Below are 17266 nucleotides of genomic sequence, written 5' to 3' on the forward strand. Positions count from 1 at the left end.
GGGCGATGCGCACAAGGTCCAACAGCATGGCCATATCTCCATATTCTTCGGTTCGAAGCGGTTCGATGGGTGGTCCGCGATGCTTGCTTCATCGAGGCTCCAGACTGCGCAGAACGGTGATCAGGTAGTTGTCGAGTGCGTTGGCGCGCAACGCCTTCGAGCCCGAGGTCGTGGTCAGCAGGGCGTAGAGCCCGAGTAGAAAGAACACCGCGCTGTGGTAGGGATCGACGGCGATCTCGGCCTCGCCGTGGTCGCGGGCGCGCTGGATCTCCTCGACCACCAGGACGATCACGGGATGTTCGCGCCACTCGTCATCCAGTGGCCGGGTCGGCGAAAAGTGAATCGCGAGTAGCTCTTTGAACAGCAGGCTGCCCAGGCGCCGCTCGAGACCGACTATCAGCTGGATCGTTTTCCGCAGCGCCGATTCGAGGTCGTGCGGTGCGGTGAGAAAGCGGGTCAGTTCCTTGGCGATCCGGGCTTCCTCGCGTGCCTCCAGTTCCAGCAGCGCGTGTTCTTTGCTGGGGAAGTGGAAATAGAAGGTGCCGCGCGCAACGCCCGCCGCCTCCACGATCGTGCCGATATCGGCATCGGTCATGCCGACGTTCTTGAATTCGGCGATGGCCGCGTCGAATACCCGCTGCCGGGTCTGCAGACGCTGGGCTTCGCGGCCCTGGGGCTTGTCCTGAACTTCGCTCATGCGCCAATTTCTAACTCTGTCACTGACGGGTGTCAATGAAGAACGATCCGCACGATTCGGGTATAACCCGAAATATGTTCTCCGGCTTACGATTTCTATCGCGGAATGAATCCTCGAAGTGCGGCTCAGAACATACTGACAGATGTCATTGAATCTCGTCAATGAAATCGATGGATCAGCCGCGAGTGTGCGCACCGCCGTTCAGTACGTCGTTCAACGCCGTCAGCCGCGCTTGGAGAAAGGCTCGTGAGACCGGCGCCCAGGTCTCGATCAGATCGAAGCCGTGGTACGCGCCGTGCACCACGTGCACCGTGCGTGGGACACCGGCCCGGCGCAGGCGTTCGGCATAGGCGACGTCCTCGTCGTAGAACAGATCGTTGGTGCCGACGCCGATCCAGGCCGGGCAGACCCCGGCCAGGTTCTCGTATCGGGCCGGCGCGGCCAGTGCCGGCACCGTGCCGGTCGCGGCCGGGCCCAGGTAGGACTGCCATCCGAAGCAGTTGTTCCGCGGGCTCCACAGACGTAGTCCGCGGTGGGCGATATCGGTGCGCGTGGTGGTCCGATCGTCCAGCATCGGATAGGACAGCACCTGCAGCACCGGGTGCACCTCGGCGCGTTCGTGGGCCAGCAGCGCAAGCGCGGCGGCCAGGCCACCGCCCGCGCTCTCACCGGCGATCGCGATACGTTCGGGATCGACATCCGGTTGGTCGGCGAGCCAGCGCAACGCGGCATAGCAGTCCTCGAGCGGTGTCGGGAAGGAATGCTCGGGTGCCAGCCGGTATTCCACCGATGCCGCGACAACCCCCAAGCGGTCCGCGACTCGGCGACAGAAGCCATCTCCCATCGCGGCGGTGCCGATGACGTAGCCGCCCCCGTGGATGAACAGCAGACCCGGTGCCTGGTGGGGAGCCCGTGCCGGTCGGAATACGCGCACCGAGACGTGCGCGTCGACCGCCTCGATCGTCCCGCCCGCCGGTCGACTGCGCCCGGTGAGTTTCGTCAGCCTGCGGACCGGCCCGATGGTGCGCGCACCGACCGCGGAGCGCGGCAGGTAACGCGCAATGCGGAGTTCGGGGTGGAAGGTGGTATCCGAACCCACGATGGTTCGTCCTCTCGCGGGCGCTGTCAGGCGACCAGGTCGTCCGGTTCGAACGGGGCGAAGAACGCGCTCATTCCGCGTCCGGTCAGTGCGTCGCCGAGTGCGACGAAGTCGTAGGACGGACCGGGGTCCCCGCCGACGCGGCAGACTTCGGCCAGGATGTCATCGTCGGCCAGTAGCGCACGGTGGATCCGGATGAGATCGGCATCGAGCGATCCGGTCCGTCGCTCCGCGTACGCGACCATCAGATACAAGCACAGCTGCTGTGCCGGGGTGTCCGGATGCGGGTCGAGTCCGCGCGACAGCTTGGTCCGCAGCGCGTCGAAGGTCTGCTCGATGTAGTGCAGGAATACCGGCCGCGGGCTGTGCAGGATCTTCGTCCGCACCTGCTGGGCCAGCGCCTCGCCCGCGCCGAGCAGTGCCTCGACGGTTCGCGATGTGAGACCGGGGACCTCGTTGTCGCTCATATTCTCTCCTAGCGCAACGGCCCCGGACCGTGACCGCGCACCGAGGCTGTCTGTTGAGCGCCACCGCTCTGTGCTGTCAACGGTAAGACATTCAGTATCTCGGTGCAAGTAGTCGACGACGCGCTGGTTATCCGTGTAATTCGTCTGTGGGAGCGGCGAAATCGACGGTGAGAACGGTATGCGTGACACTGTCGGACCCGTTGTCGCTTACGGCGGCGGCCGCGAGATCGGTGTCGCTGTTGTCTGCTGTCGGAATGGTCGGTACTCGGGGCGTGCAGCGGGGTGAGGTTGCGGCGTCGGCGGGACCGGCCGCGGGGGATCGCCGGATTCGAGCAGTGCGCACAGCCCGCGACGGGGTTCGGATCGATGAATTCCTCGGTGACGACTGCGTGCGATTCCCAGTTCTCGAGTCGGCTGTTCGCGTACCCCGCACGAGTGAGTGGTGTTACAGTTAGTATTACTGGATAGTCCACGGTTCCGTCTCGGCGCGCTTGGACGCGACGGCGGATAACAGGTTCGAGCTGGGTCGGCCTTCGGGCGCAGATATGCGATAGCCCCTCGATCTCAGCTGAGTTCCCACTGGAAAGACATCACGCATGAGCACTGGAACCACCGAGCAGCCGGTCGACGACACCGCATCGGCGGCGCCCGCCGCGATCCTGGAACTGCAGCGGCAGGCCTATCTGCGGGAGGGGCCGCCTTCGGCCGCGGTCCGGCGGCACCGGATCGACCGATTGCTCGTTATGGTTCTGGACAATCTCGACTCGTATGTCGACGCGCTTGCTCGCGATTTCGGCACCCGCTCCCGAACGGGGATTCTGTTCGCGGAGATCATGGGCATGTTGTCGACCATCGAGCACACCCGCTCGCATATCGGCAAGTGGATGCGTCCACGCAACCCCAAGCCGACGGCCCGCCTGTACGGGATCCGTGCCCAGGTGCAACCCACTCCACTCGGTGTGGTCGGCATCATCGGACCCTGGAACTTCCCGCTCCAACTGGTCGTCGTGCCCGCGGCGGCGGCCTTCGCCGCCGGTAATCGGGTCATGATCAAAATGTCGGAGATCACCGCGCATACTGCGGAGCTGACCCGATCGCTGGCACCGCAGTATTTCGATCCGTCCGAGCTCGCGGTGGTGACCGGCGGTCCCGAGGTGGGCGCCGCCTTCGCCGAATTACCTTTCGACCATCTGTTTTTCACCGGATCGACCCGGGTCGGCCGACTGGTTCAGCGGGCCGCCGCGGCGAATCTGGTCCCGGTGACCTTGGAGCTCGGCGGGAAGAATCCGGTGGTCGTGGCACCGAATGCCGACATCACCAGGGCGGCGGCGCGAATCGCTCGGGCGCGAATGATCAACGGTGGGCAGGTCTGCGTGAGTCCCGATTACGTCTTCGTGCCCGAGGACCGCATCGATGCCTTCGCCGATGCCCTCGGCGCGAGTCTTCGCGACATGTTCCCGGCCGTCGCCGCCAACGAGGATTACACGGCCTGCGTCGACCAGGCGAACTATGACAGGGTCCGCGCCCTCATAGACGAGGCGCGCGCCCAAGGGGCGCGGGTCGAGCAGATCGTGCCGACGGGTGAGACGCTGCCCGATCCGAGCACGCGGAAGATCCCGCCGACCGTTGTCCGCGACATCACCGACGACATGCGGATCGCTACCGAGGAAATCTTCGGACCGGTTCTCGTCCTGCGACCGTATTCGAGGCTCGCCGATGTCGTAGACCATCTGAGTGGGGGGCACTCGCCGCTGGTCGCCTACTGGTACGGGCCGGGCGGGCGAGACTTCCGCGCCTTCGTCAGGAGTACGCGCAGCGGCGGGGTCTCCCGTAACGACTTCGCGCTCAACATGTTTCCGGAGGACGCACCGTTCGGTGGGGTCGGCGCCAGCGGTATGGGGGCTTATCGCGGTAAGGCGGGCTTCGACACCTTCACCCATTACCGCACCCTGGTCGGCACCGATCTCCCGTTCGTCATAACCGCGCTGGCCGCGCCGCCGTTCCCGCGGTTCATCCACCGCGTCATCGATATCGCGCTGCGCACCGCACACCGGCGTACACGGCGCCGTCTAGTCGCCCGTAATTCCGGGCAATGAGTCCGAGCAGCGAACCCGAAATCCTTCCCGACACCTGTTGTAGTTACTACTGTATGACTTACAGTTAGATCGTTCAGCTGCGCACGCAGCACACGACCGAGGAGCCACCGTTGTCTCGTTCCGTGACCAGATCCGAACCGTCGACCTCGCAATTCACGCTCGCCGCGGCCGCCGATGCCGCCGCGGCCGCCATCCCGGATCGGGAACTGATCTGTCAGGGCGATCGGCGCCACACCTACGCGCAGATCGCCGAGCGGTCCAAGCGATTGGCGGCCTACCTGTACGCCCAGGGGCTGGGCTGCCATACCGAGCGGTCAGCGCTCGCCGATCACGAGGTGGGGCAGGATCTGTTGGGCATCTACGCCTACAACGGACACGAATACGTGGAGGCGATGATGGGCGCCTTCCGGGCGCGTGTCGCACCGTTCAATGTCAACTACCGATATGTCGAGAACGAACTGCGGCATCTGCTGGCTGATTCCGGTGCTACGGCGCTGATCTATCACGCCGCGTTCGCGCCGCGGCTCGCCGAGGTGCTGCCCGAGCTGCCGACGCTGCGCGTACTGATCCAGATCGCCGACGAGTCGGGTAACGAATTGCTGGATGGGGCAGTCGATTACGAGACCGTCATTGCCTCGAACGCACCGGATCCACTGCCCGTACAGCCCTCTCCCGACGATCTCTATGTGCTCTACACCGGCGGCACCACCGGTATGCCCAAGGGTGTGCTGTGGCGCCAGCACGACATCTTCATGGCGGCCTGCGGCGGGCGGGACATGTTCAGCGGATCGCTCATCGGGTCCTACGACGAGGTCGCCGCTCGGGCGGGTGCGAATCCCGGTGTCCGGATCATGCTGCTGCCTCCGCTGATCCACGGGGCGGCGCAATGGGCCGTGCTGACCGCGATGATGACCGGACAGACTGTCGTGCTGTCCTCGGTCGTGCAGCATCTCGATGCCGACGAGATCGTGCGCGCCATCGAGCGGGAGGGGGTAGCGATTCTGGTGGTGGTGGGTGATGCGATGGCCCGTCCGCTGCTCGCCGCGATCGAGTCGACTTCGGCCGACGTATCGTCGCTGGTGGCTTTGGCCAGCGGCGGTGCGGTGCTGAGCCCGTCGGCCAAACAGCAGTGGATCGCCGCGATTCCCGGTCTGGTCGTGATGGACGCCGTCGGTTCCTCGGAGGGCGGCACCCAGCTGAATCACGTCTCGTCGTCCGGATCCGTATCGACCGGCACATTCATCCCGGGAGCGGACACCTGTGTGGTGGCCGAAGATTTCGGTTCGGTGCTGGCGGCGGGACACGACGGTATCGGATGGCTCGCACAACGCCGCTTCACACCGCTCGGGTACAAGGGCGACGCCGCCAAGTCCGCGATCACCTTCCCGGTCATCGACGGTGCGCGGTACGTGCTGCCGGGCGATCGGGCACGACTGTTGGCGGACGGTTCCATCGAATTGCTGGGACGCGATGCGGTGACGATCAATTCCGGGGGCGAGAAGATTTTCGTGGAGGAGGTCGAGCTGGCGCTCTCGTCGCATCCGGCCGTCGCCGACGTCGTGGTGGTCGGCCGCCCGAGCCAGCGCTGGGGTCAGGAGGTCGCCGCGATCATCGCACCGGTCGACGGGACCGAGCCGACTGCCGAGGAATTGATTGCCCATGCGGCGGAATCCATTGCGCGGTACAAGCTTCCGAAGGTCGTGGTGTTCCGCCCGGAGATCGTGCGCAGTCCGGTGGGCAAGGCCGACTACCGCTGGGCGCGCGAACAAGCGATCGCCGCGGGCTGATCGCGACAGGGAAAGGAACCGAAGTGGACTTCGCCAGGGTCGAGCCGACCGCCGAAGAACAGGAATTCCTGGACCGGGCCCGGGATTTCCTCGCGGCCACCGTGACCGAGGACGTGCTGCGCCGCGCGCACGAGTCCGGTGACGGATTCGTCGAGGAGCTGCATCTGGCCATGGGCGCGCAGGGGTGGCTCGAGCGCGAGGCGAACAGTGCCGCGGACGGGGGATTGACGCCGGTGCAGCGCAGGATCTGGGATCTCGAGCGGCGAAGGGCCGAGGTGCCGCTGGTGACCTGGGGTGCCACCATGATGATCCTGCGCGCGGTCCGCGAATTCGGCTCGCCGGAGCTGCTCGAGGAGGTGCTGCCAGGGGTGTACCGCGGCGACACCCGGTTCGCCATGGGCTACACCGAACCCGAGGGCGGATCCGATATCGCCAACTGCGCGACGCGGGCGGTGCGCGCGGGCGCGGACTGGATTATCAACGGGCAGAAGATGTTCACCTCCGGCGCGCACAACTGCCGGTATGCATTCCTGCTGACCAATACTGATCCGGACGGGCGCAGACATCGCAATCTGACCATGTTCCTGGTGCCGCTGGACTCGCCCGGCATCGAGATCCAGGGCCTGCGGACCGTTGACGGTGAACGCACCAATATCACCTACTACCAGGATGTCCGGGTTCCGGATCGGTACCGGATCGGCGAGGTGAACGACGGCTGGCGGGTGCTCAACGGCCCGCTGTCCGCCGAGCACGGCGCCGGCGGTGCCGACCCGGATGGGCTGGCCGATATCGCGATCATGAGCGGCTTCGGCACCACGATGGCCGTGGCCGCCGACCGGGTGACCGCGGTGGCCGCCGCGGCCGGGCCGGACGCCCGACGGGGTCTCGACGACCGATCGATCGCGTATCGGCTCGGCCGGGCCCATGCCCGCATCGAGGCGGCGCTGAGCGCACCGAGTCTGTTCGGGCGGGTGGCCATCGCGCAGACCATGCGCGATATCGCCCCGGACCTCATGGACGTCCTCGGTGAGCGGTCGGCGGTACCGTCCAGGGCCGGGGAAGCGGTGGCCGACGGTGCGGCCGAATACCTTTACCGGTGGGCGCCGCTGATCGGCATCTACGGCGGGACGCTGGATGTATTCCGCAATATGATCGCGCAATACATTCTCGGGCTGGGGCGTCCGAACTATAGTGCGGCGAAATAGTCCCGGAGCAAGGCCGAATGCTCACCTTCTGGGGTCATGTCGAGGCTGGGCTGTCTCGCTGATCATCGCGGTGATCATGCGGCGCAGACGTAAGCCTGGCACAGCGGGAATTGTCCACTAGCCGTTAAAGATTCGCCGTCCCGGCAGGCAGGTGCCCAGCCGGGACGACGAGCGGTTACGAGGTCGGTGCGTTCTCGCCAGGGCGGGCCGGCGCGGTGGAATTCGCGTGCGCCGACGCATTCAACTGGATCAGTCGGCTCGCGTGATCGAGAATGCAGCACAGACCGTATTCGAAATTCCGGTCGTCCGGTGCACCCGATCGCAGGCCCTTTGCCATGGCCTCGGCGAGCAGCGGTGTCGTCTCTGGTTCGACCAGAATGCTGTCGTAATACGCCCGGCCCTCCGCCTCCAGCTCCTGGTTCTTGTCGTAGAGCCGTTGCAGCACAACCGATCCGCGAATATGCAGATTGACTGCCGAGTAGATGTCGAAGGCCTGCTCGACTGATAGGCCCGCTTCGACCAGACTGGCCACCGTCCGCTCCACCTGCTCGGCGCCCACCCGCCCGGCGTGCTGACTCAGCGCCGATCTGACCAGAATCAGATCGCACAGGATCGGGCTGGCCAGGAAGGTGCGCCGCATGGTGCGCGCGTGGTTGCCCAGCGTCTCACGCCAATTACGCGCTTCGACGGACGGGTAGGGCACGGCATACACATACAGCCGCAGCGCGCGGTCGGTCATCGCATTGAGCAGATCGTCCTTCTTGCGGAAGTACCAGTAGATACTGGTGACCCCGACATTGAGATGCTTACCCAACAGCGGCATGCTCAGACCGTCGATCGAAACCTGTTGTGCGAGTTCGAAGGCGCCATCGATGATGTCCTCCGGATTCAGCGAGCCGCGTTCGCGTCGCTGCCGCCGCTCCACGGTGACCCTTTTCGCCATTGCTAACCTCCTGTGCCCCATGCCCCGGTGAAGACCGGTTCGCGTTTCTCGGCGAACGCGGCGAATGCTTCGATCACATCGGCACCGGACAAGTTGATGGTCTGGGCGCGCGCCTCGTCGGCGAGTGCCTCGCGCATCGTCCGATCCGTTCCGTCGTTCAACAGCGCCTTGGTCTGCGCGAGTGCCAACGGCGGCCCGGCGGCCAGCCGTACCGCCAGCTCATCGACGAACTTGTCGGCAGCTTCATCGGGCTGTATCCACGTCACGAGTCCGAGTGAGTGTGCTTCCTCGGCGCCGATCATGTCGGCCAGATATGCCAGGCGCTTGGCCTGCTGCATGCCGACGAGTTTGGGCAGCAGCCAGGAGCCCCCGCAATCCAGCGACAGCGCCCGCCTACTGAAGATCTGGCAGAACCGCGCGTCGGGCGTCGCCACCACCAGATCGCACCCGAGCGCGAGATTCCACCCCGCGCCCGCCGCCACCCCGCGCACCTTCGCGACGGTGGGCACCGGTAGGTCGTGCAGTTGCTGCACGACCTCGTTGATGGTGCGCAACTCCCGGCTGGGATCGGGAAACTCGTCCATGCCCGCGGTATCGGAAATGTCGGCGCCCGAACAGAACGTGCCAGCGGACCCGGTCAGGACCACGGCGCGCACCTCACGACCGTGCGCGACCCGGCGGAACTGCTCGCGCAGGCCCGCCCACACCTCGCGGGTAAGCGCATTCTTACGGTGCGGGCGATTCAACGTCAGTGTCAGTACCGCACCCACTTGCTCGCTGAGCAATACCGGTTCATCGGCCACAACATCGTCCTTTCATGTCCGGGTCAGCGGACGGGTTGGCGGCACCGGGCCCGATGGCACCCCGGTCACGTAGTCGGGCAATGTCGTCGGAGCTGAATCCAGCTGCGGCCAAGACGGTTTCGGTGTGCTGCCCCAACGCGGGGATGGCCCCCATGGGCGGTTCGTATCCGGCGATGACCGGTGGCGGCAGCAGGGCGGGTACCGGACCGCCGGGCGTCTCGATCGACCGCCAGCGTCGGCGGGCCGCGAGGTGCGGATGGCCGATCACATCGGTGGGGGTGTTGTAGCGGGCGTTCCCGATTCCGGCCGTGTCGGCGCACGACTGGACGGTCGCGAGGTCGTGGCGTGCGCACCACTGCGCGATCGGGGCATCGAGTTCGCGGCGGTGTCGCACCCGTCCGGCATTGGTGGTGAATCTCGGATCGTCGGCGAGATCGGGCCGGTCGAGAATGTCGCGGGCCAGGCGCTGCCATTCTCGGTCGTTCGTCGTGCCGAGCACTACGGTGCGGCCATCGCTGGTGGGATAGGCGCCGTAGGGGGCGACCGCCGGGGAACTCATGCCGAGTGGCTGTTGGTCGATTCCGGTGTGCCGCGTGTAGTTGAGCGCGTACCCCATTAGTTCGGCGGCGGTATCGAACAGGCTCACCGCCGCCGTAGCGGGTTTGGTCGGGGTTCCGCCGGGTGCGCGTCTGCCGCAGATCATCGCCACGATCGTCAGCGCCGCGTAAAGGCCCGAGCACACGTCGGCGATCGGCGGACCGGGTTTGGCCGGGGCATCCGGGAATCCGGTGACCGCGCAGACTCCTGACTCGGCCTGAATCAGCAGGTCATAGGCTCTTTTATGGGACAGTGGTCCGCCGGGACCGTAGCCGTCGATCTCCATCGCGATCAGGTGCGGATGACGCACCGCCAGATCGTCCGCGGCCAGGCCGAGTGCGGCCGTCGCACCCGGCGCCAGATTGGCTACGAAAACATCGACGGATTCCAGCAGCCGGTGCAGAACCGCTTGTCCCTCCGGATCTTTGAGGTTGAGCGTCACCGATTCCTTGCCGCGGTTCACCCAAACGAAATGCGCGGCAAGGCCGTTGACCACATCGTCGTAGTCGCGTGCGAAGTCGCCGCCGCGCGGATTCTCGATCTTGATCACCCTGGCTCCGAAATCGGCCAGCGTGCGGGTGCACATCGGTGCGGAGACGGCCTGCTCCAGGGCCACGACGGTGACTCCGGCGAGCGGACCCGCGGTCGGTTCGGTCATCACATCACCAGGCCACCGTCCACCGGCAGTACCTGACCGGTGATGTAGGAGGCGGCATCGGAGGCCAGAAATACGAAGGCTCCCGCGACCTCGTCCGGTTCGGCCCACCGCCGCATCGGAATGCGATTGAGCATCTGTTCGGCGAACTTCGGATCGGTGCGGATCTTGGCCGTCATGGACGTGGCCGCCGCGGGCGCAAGGGCATTGACGGTGATCTGCTTGCGCGCGAGTTCGCGGGCAAGCGATTTGGACAGCCCGACGATGGCGGACTTCGCGGCCGAGTAGTTGACCTGTCCTAGTGCCCCGGCCAGACCGGCCGAGGACGTCACATTGATGATCCGGCCGGTGCCGTCGGTCGGCAGATATTCCAGCGCCGCCTTCGCGCAGCGGAACGCACCGAGCACATGGATGTCGAGCAAAAGTTGCACCGACTCCTCGGTGGTATTGCCGAACATCGCCGGTGCGGTCACCCCGGCGTTATTGACCACGATATGCAATGTGCCACCGGCCAATTGAGCGGCAGCGGCGGCAGCGGCGTCGACGGCCCCGGCATCGCGAACGTCCAGTGCGGTACTCGCGGCCCGCCCGCCTTCGGCGGTGATCTTCTCCGCCGTGATCGCGGCTGCCGTCGCGTCGAGATCGGTGACCAGCACCGCCGCGCCCTGCTCTGCCAGCGCGGTCGCGACGGCCGCGCCGATGCCGCTGCCAGCACCGGTGACCAGTGCCGCGCGGCCGGACAGATCGAAGCGGTTTCGAATCCGCTGTGGCTCAGACGACGACATCGAAGGTCACCGGCAGTGCGTTGGGCGAGCGGAACGGCTGGCCGAAGATATGCGGATCGCCCTCGGACTGCAGGGTGAATCCAGTGAGGCGGCTCAGCAGGGCCTCCACGGCGACTCGGGTCTCCATGCGGGCCAGGTGCAGGCCGAGGCAGGTGTGCGCACCCGCGGTGAAGCTGATGTGCGGAATGTGGGTCCGGAAGATATCGAATTCCTCCGGTCGCTCCCAGCGGATCTCGTCACGGTTGGCCGAGCCAAGGCACAGATCGAGCACCGCGCCCTTCGGAATGGCGACACCTTCCAGCTCGGCGTCCTCGGTCACGTACCGCTGCACCAGGGTGAGTGGCGTTTCGTAGCGCAGCCCTTCCTCGATGGCCTGCGGGATCAGGTCGTGATTGCGCTGCATCGCCTCGAATTGCTCAGGGTGGGTGAGCAATAGGTACAACAGATTTCCGGACGATCTATAAGTGGTTTCGAGTCCGGCGGGGAGCAGTAGCCGCAGGAACGAGTAGATGGCCTCCTCGGTCAGCTTCTCCCCGTCGATCTCGGCGCTCACCAGATCACCGATGATGTCGTCGGTCGGCTTGGACCGCCGCTGCTCGATATGGCCGATGAAGTATTCCTCGAGGTCATTGGAAGCCTGCAGCGCCTGCGGAACCTTGTTGGCGTAGCTGATGATCGACACCGCCGCCTCGCGGAAAAAGGGCAGATCCTCCTCAGGGAGTCCGAGCAGGCGTGCGATGACACGGGTGGGGAATTCGAAGGTGAATTCCTTGACGAGGTCGGCGCTGCCACGCTCGGCGAACTCGTCGATGAGTGCGTTGCAGATCGGCCGGACGATCTCCGGTTCCCACTGCAGCAGTGATTGCGGCTTGAAAGCCGTGGCGACCAGATTCCGGTGTGCCCGATGCTTTTTGCCGTCCATGGCCAGAATGGTCGGGCCCATGAACACACCGATGGTGGAATCGTAGAGCTTGGAACTGAATACCCGGCTATCGCGCAGTGCGGTGCTGACCGCCGGGTAGGAGACGGCGGCATAGCTGTCCGAAGGGCGCAGCGATTCCGGTGTCCGGGAATAGTCCATGACCGTTCCGTGGAAGACCCCACCGTCACGCCGCTTGGCGGCGAAGAACGGGTAGGGGTCACGCAGGTCGAGGGCTTCTTCGGCCGATTGGTCTCGAATAGGGATATCCACAGCTCACCTCTACGTCGTCACAGCGGTCGGCACGTCGCCAGTACAAGATACTGTAATATATACAGTATAGTCGTATCGAAGGCATGCCGGGCTGGCGGAGATCGTTATTTCGACAGGTCGTCGGCTACAGCTGAATGGGCGGCCCCGCGACCAGCGGCGCGACGAATCCGCCGTCTACGTGGATATCCTGTCCGTTGATCCAGCGCGCCTGCGGTGAGCCGAGGAAAGCGATCACGGGCACGATGTCGTCCACGGTGGCATGCCTGCCGATCGTCGCCTTGACGGTGTCGAGGACGTCCTTGCCCATCGATGCCTCGAAGTCGGCCAGGATCGGCGTCTCGGTCGGTCCCGGGCTCACGGTGTTGACCCGGATTCCGTATTTCTGCCATGCCGTCGGCGCCAGCCGCTTCGCGTAGATGATCGCGGCCTGCTTGGATGTGCTGTACACCGGATAGGCCGGATCCTGGCTCTGCTGCCAGCACTCGACGGTTTCGGCGTCGGTCGCGGCAAGCAGCCCGGCCAGCTCGTCCAGGCGCTGCTGCCAGCCGAGGGCCGCGACCGAAGCGACTGTGACGATCGCGCCGCCCTGCCGCAGCCGCGGCAGCATCCCCTCGACCATCAGCCGCATGCCGAGATAGTTCACTTTCAGAACATCCGCGGCGGGTGCCGTGCCGGGCACACCGGCGACGTAGGCCAGCAGATCCCAGTCCGGACCGATCCGGTCCAGCAGCTCCGTGATCGCGGCGGCGTCGCGCAGGTCGCACTGTTCGTGCTGTGCGGCCGGAGTTTCGTTGGGACGCAGATCGACCGCGAGCACATGGTCGCCGTTGTCGTGGAAGTGGGTGGCGGTCGCCGCACCGATTCCCGATCCGGCGCCTACCACCAGGATTTTGCGTTGCCCGGAGCCCATGAATACCACCGTTCCGCTGCACGGATGCGCGTTATAGAATGCTTGACAGTAAGGGTCACTATAAATCAGGCTGTTGGCCGATACAAACGATCTGGGGCGCGGTGCGCCTGCCCGGATCGGACCCGTATGAAGACGGATGGAATGGAAGTCCCGCTGATGAGCATGCCGATCGTCGACGAAGCCGCCAATGTCCTCGCGGACCCGACCGCCTATACCGATGAGGCCCGATTACACGGCGCGCTTACCGCGCTGCGGGCGAAGGCTCCGGTATCGCTGGTCGATGTGCCCGGCTACAAGCCGTTCTGGGCGATCACCAAACATGCCGACATCATGGCGATCGAGCGGGCCGACCGGCTGTTCACGAACTGGCCGCGGCCGGTGCTGATGACCGCCGAATCGGATGACATGCAGGCGGCGGCCGGTATTCGCACGCTGATCCATATGGATGATCCGCAGCACCGCATCGTGCGCGCTATCGCCGCCGATTGGTTCAGCCCGAAAGCCATGAAGGCAATGGGTGATCGGATCGAACAACTGGCCGAACACTACGTCGACAAGATGCGCGATGCCGGTGGGGAATGCGACTTCGTCCAGGAGGTCGCGGTGAATTTCCCGCTGTACGTGATCATGTCGCTGCTCGGCGTCCCCGAAGCCGATTTCCCCCGGATGCTCGAGCTCACCCAGGAATTGGTCGGCAACGACGACGCCGAGTTGCAGCGCAGCACACCGACGGACGAGAAGATGAACTCGCTGCTGGAAATGTTCGCCTACTTCCAGCACCTGACCGCGTCCTGGCGGGAGAATCCCACCGGAGACCTCGGATCCACGATCGCCAATGCCCGTATCGACGGCGAGCCGCTCTCGGATGTCGACACCATGTCCTACTACGCCATCATCGCCACGGCCGGACACGACACCACCAGCAGCAGCATCTCCGGTGGTGTGCGCGCGCTGATCGAACATCCCGATCAGCGCGAACGGTTGCGTGCCGATCTGGACCTCATGCCGCAGGCGACCGAGGAGATCATCCGCTGGGTCACCCCGGTCAAGGCATTCATGCGGACCGCCGCCGAGGACACCACGGTCCACGATGTGCCCATCGCCGCCGGGGAATCGGTATTGCTGTCCTATGTTTCCGCAAACCGTGACGAGGACGCCTTCGACCACCCGTTCCGGTTCGATATCGAGCGGGAGCCCAATAAGCACGTCGCCTTCGGATTCGGCGTGCACTTCTGCCTCGGCGCCGGACTGGCCCGGATGGAGATCAATAAATTCCTCACCGAACTGCTGCCGCGATTGACCTCGATCGAGCTGAACGGTGTGCCCGAACTCAGTGCGACCACATTCGTGGGCGGGCTCAAACATCTTCCGATTCGCTACTCGCTGATGTGACCGGAACGCCAGACGCGAATCAACGAACGATCAATGTGGATTAGGACGTAGCGATGACGAATGCCCAGACCTGGGACGAAACCCTCGAAGACCTCGGGCGCCGTCGTGCGCGCGCACAGGCGATGGGCGGGCCCGAACGGGTCGCCAAACATCGCGGCAGGGGCAAGCTCGACGCCAGGGCCCGCATCGAGCTGCTGCTCGATCCCGGCACCTTCCACGAATTCGGCACTCTGGTCGGTGGTGACGTGGCCGCCGACGCGGTCGTGACCGGTTCTGGACTGATCGACGGCGCGCCCGTGATGGTAGGCGCCGAGGACTTCACGACCCTGGCGGGCAGTATCGCGCCGGGCAGCAATTCCAAACGCTACCGGCTGGCCGAACTCGCGCTGCGCAATAAGGTGCCGCTGATAATGCTGTTGGAGGGTGCGGGATTTCGGCCCACCGGCGACCATTACGGGCGCACGCCAACCGATTTGCTGGCCCAGGCGCGATGCTCCGGCCGGGTGCCGATGGTCACCGGGGTGCTCGGCCCCTCGGCCGGACACGGTGCGCTGATCGCCCCCGTAGCCGATTTCGCGATCATGAGCCGGCAGGGCGCGATCTTCACCGCCGGGCCGCCTGTAGTGAAAGTGTCGACGGGGGAAGATATTTCGAAAGAGGATCTCGGCGGGCCAGATGTCGCGCTGCCCAGCGGGCTGATCCACAATCTCGCCGAGACCGACGAGGATGTTCTCGATGCGATCCGCCGCTACCTGTCGTATTTCCCGTCGAGCGCATGGTCTTATCCACCCGCGGTGGCTGTTGACGAATCGGCGGACCCGCGTCCGACGCCGGAACTGCTCGAGATCATCTCCCGTGACAATCGGCGTACCTATGATATGCGTGCGGTGGTCGATGTAGTTCTGGACAATCCCGACTGGTTCGAGGTGCAGCCCGACTTCGGCGAGGCGATCATCTGCGCGCTCGGTCACCTCGGCGGTCACCCGGTCGCGGTCGTAGCCAATCAGCCGCAGGTATTGGCCGGGTCGATCGATGCCGCCGCCGCCGACAAGGCCGCCCACTTCATCACCGTCGCGGACTCGTTCCACCTGCCGATCGTGTTCCTCGCCGACAACCCGGGCATGCTCCCGGGCAGCGAATCCGAGCAGGACGGCGTATTACGCAGTGGCGCACGGATGTTCGTCGCACAGACGGCGGCGACGACACTGAAGCTGCACCTGACGTTGCGCAAGGCGTACGGCTTCGGGTCCATGGTGATGTCGCTGATCGGATTCGACAGCCAGGTGGCCACCTTCGCGTACCCGGGCGCGACCATGGGTGCGATGAGCGCCGCCGCACTGAGCAGTGCCTCGCACGCCGAGCAAGATCTCTCGGCCTCCCTGCGCGCCATGGAACTGCAGGCGTCGTACCACTCGGCCGAACACATGGGCTTCGACGAGCTCATCCGTCCCGAGGAGACGCGCAACGCGCTGCTGGTGTCACTGCAGCGGGGCATCTATGCCCGGCAGGCCGCCGCCGAGCCGGTTTCTCGCACGGTCATCGTGCCCTGATCGATGCTGGCACGGGAGGCGCCGGACATTTGTCCGGCGCCCTTCGGCATGCGCCAAAGGCATTGCGGATCAGTGTGTTTCGGCGGCAGTGCTGGCGGCGAGCCCGAGGAAGGCAGCCACCACGCCACCGTCGACCAACAGATCGGTGCCGGTGACGAAGGCCGCGTCCGGGCCGAGCAGGAAGGCCGCCGCGGCGGCGATATCGTCCGGAGTGCCCGTTCGCTTGGCCGCCGACATACCGATCATGGCGCGCATCCCGTCGCCGGTGGCCGCCGAGGACAATTCCTGACGCCCCATCGCGGTGGAAATGACGCCGGGACTGATGGAGTTGATCCGGGCGCCGCGCTCGCCCCATGCCACGCTCGCGGCGCGGACCTGTAAATGATTGGCCCGCTTGGCGATTGCGTAGGCCAAGCCGGGCTCGGTCAGCACGTCCGGGGCCAGGGCGGGCAGATTCAGCAACTCGTCGGTCGGCGTGGTGGCCAGCGCGGCCTCCAGATCCGCGGGCAGGGTGCCCATATGTCCGCCCATGCTCGCGATGACCACTCCCGCCCCGCCCGGTGCGACGATCTGGCCGAATTCCTCCAGCACCAGGCCGACGCCGACGAGGTCTACCCGCAGGATCGCGGCCGTCGGCGCCTGTGCGGGGGAGAGCCCGGCGGTGTGCACGATCTGGGTGACCGGTCCGAGGGACTCGGCCGTCTTCGCCAGTTCGGCGACCGACTCGCGGGCGGAGACGTCCACGCTCGCGGCGATGACCGTGTGGCCGTCGTCCGCCATGGCGTCGGCGGCCGTCCGCAATGTGGTTTCGTCGAAATCCGCGAGCAACACCTGTTTGCCACCGGCCTGCCGCCGTGCGATCGCCCGGCCCATCCCGCCGGCGCCTATGACCACCAGCACGTCACGAATCATGCTTGTCTCCATTCATGCGACCGGGCATCTTCGCCCGGTAATTGGATTCTCTGTGATGGTAACGCTCTTGCGCATGCGGTGTGCGTTGGCCGGCCTGGGTGTCAGCTCGGGTCATATTCGCACGAAATCGGATCACTCGGCGGCAGACCTGCCAATGGTTGGCCCGCCCGGCGCTG

General features: G+C 65.5%; 15 protein-coding genes. 5 read left to right on the forward strand and 10 right to left on the reverse strand.

Annotation, left to right across the window (positions count from 1 at the left end; all coding sequences use genetic code 11):
* Positions 1–88: 88 nt before the first annotated feature.
* The 3 genes from ACZ60G_RS09905 to ACZ60G_RS09915 all read right to left on the reverse strand — a co-directional run bounded on the left by ACZ60G_RS09905 (position 89) and on the right by ACZ60G_RS09915 (position 2263).
* Complete coding sequence (locus ACZ60G_RS09905; protein ID WP_465808905.1) at positions 89–697, reverse strand: TetR/AcrR family transcriptional regulator; 609 nt, start codon at positions 695–697, stop codon at positions 89–91.
* Positions 698–872: 175 nt separating this feature from the next.
* Positions 873–1796, reverse strand: coding sequence for an alpha/beta hydrolase (locus tag ACZ60G_RS09910; RefSeq protein WP_465808907.1), 924 nt, complete (start codon positions 1794–1796; stop codon positions 873–875).
* Positions 1797–1822: 26 nt separating this feature from the next.
* On the reverse strand, positions 1823–2263 hold the full coding sequence (locus ACZ60G_RS09915) for a hypothetical protein (RefSeq protein ID WP_465808909.1): 441 nt from the start codon (positions 2261–2263) through the stop codon (positions 1823–1825).
* Positions 2264–2859: 596 nt separating this feature from the next.
* Between ACZ60G_RS09915 and ACZ60G_RS09920 the strand changes: the two genes are divergently transcribed.
* From ACZ60G_RS09920 to ACZ60G_RS09930, 3 genes are all read left to right on the forward strand, one after another.
* Positions 2860–4359: an aldehyde dehydrogenase family protein gene (locus ACZ60G_RS09920; protein ID WP_465808911.1), complete on the forward strand. Its 1500-nt coding sequence runs from the start codon at positions 2860–2862 to the stop codon at positions 4357–4359.
* A 122-nt stretch (positions 4360–4481) separates the two neighbouring features.
* Entirely contained in the window at positions 4482–6146 is a 1665-nt protein-coding gene (locus ACZ60G_RS09925) for an acyl-CoA synthetase (protein WP_465808912.1), read from the forward strand.
* Positions 6147–6169: 23 nt separating this feature from the next.
* Entirely contained in the window at positions 6170–7351 is a 1182-nt protein-coding gene (locus ACZ60G_RS09930) for an acyl-CoA dehydrogenase family protein (protein WP_465808914.1), read from the forward strand.
* 175 nt (positions 7352–7526) lie between these two features.
* On the opposite strand, the gene ACZ60G_RS09935 is transcribed toward ACZ60G_RS09930, so the two are convergent.
* The 6 genes from ACZ60G_RS09935 to ACZ60G_RS09960 all read right to left on the reverse strand — a co-directional run bounded on the left by ACZ60G_RS09935 (position 7527) and on the right by ACZ60G_RS09960 (position 13236).
* On the reverse strand, positions 7527–8294 hold the full coding sequence (locus ACZ60G_RS09935; RefSeq protein ID WP_465808916.1) for a TetR/AcrR family transcriptional regulator C-terminal domain-containing protein: 768 nt from the start codon (positions 8292–8294) through the stop codon (positions 7527–7529).
* Positions 8295–8296: 2 nt separating this feature from the next.
* Positions 8297–9097: an enoyl-CoA hydratase/isomerase family protein gene (locus ACZ60G_RS09940; protein WP_465808917.1), complete on the reverse strand. Its 801-nt coding sequence runs from the start codon at positions 9095–9097 to the stop codon at positions 8297–8299.
* Complete coding sequence (locus tag ACZ60G_RS09945; protein ID WP_465808919.1) at positions 9087–10352, reverse strand: CaiB/BaiF CoA transferase family protein; 1266 nt, start codon at positions 10350–10352, stop codon at positions 9087–9089. The genes ACZ60G_RS09940 and ACZ60G_RS09945 overlap by 11 nt, the downstream gene beginning before the upstream one ends.
* Entirely contained in the window at positions 10352–11134 is a 783-nt protein-coding gene (locus ACZ60G_RS09950; protein ID WP_465808921.1) for an SDR family NAD(P)-dependent oxidoreductase, read from the reverse strand. The genes ACZ60G_RS09945 and ACZ60G_RS09950 overlap by 1 nt, the downstream gene beginning before the upstream one ends.
* On the reverse strand, positions 11121–12326 hold the full coding sequence (locus ACZ60G_RS09955; protein ID WP_465808923.1) for a cytochrome P450: 1206 nt from the start codon (positions 12324–12326) through the stop codon (positions 11121–11123). Before ACZ60G_RS09955 ends, ACZ60G_RS09950 begins: the two co-directional genes overlap by 14 nt.
* 124 nt (positions 12327–12450) lie before the next feature.
* Positions 12451–13236, reverse strand: coding sequence for a coniferyl-alcohol dehydrogenase (locus ACZ60G_RS09960; protein ID WP_465808925.1), 786 nt, complete (start codon positions 13234–13236; stop codon positions 12451–12453).
* A gap of 156 nt (positions 13237–13392) precedes the next feature.
* On the opposite strand from ACZ60G_RS09960, the gene ACZ60G_RS09965 reads away from it, so the two are divergent.
* On the forward strand, positions 13393–14628 hold the full coding sequence (locus tag ACZ60G_RS09965; RefSeq protein WP_465809179.1) for a cytochrome P450: 1236 nt from the start codon (positions 13393–13395) through the stop codon (positions 14626–14628).
* Between the two features lie 53 nt (positions 14629–14681).
* Complete coding sequence (locus ACZ60G_RS09970) at positions 14682–16178, forward strand: acyl-CoA carboxylase subunit beta (RefSeq protein WP_465808927.1); 1497 nt, start codon at positions 14682–14684, stop codon at positions 16176–16178.
* 69 nt (positions 16179–16247) lie between these two features.
* Here the strand turns inward: ACZ60G_RS09970 and ACZ60G_RS09975 are convergent, their stop codons facing one another.
* Positions 16248–17090: an SDR family oxidoreductase gene (locus ACZ60G_RS09975; protein WP_465808929.1), complete on the reverse strand. Its 843-nt coding sequence runs from the start codon at positions 17088–17090 to the stop codon at positions 16248–16250.
* Between the last annotated feature and the right edge of the window lie 176 nt (positions 17091–17266).

The organism is Nocardia sp. NPDC102475, assembly GCF_055584605.1.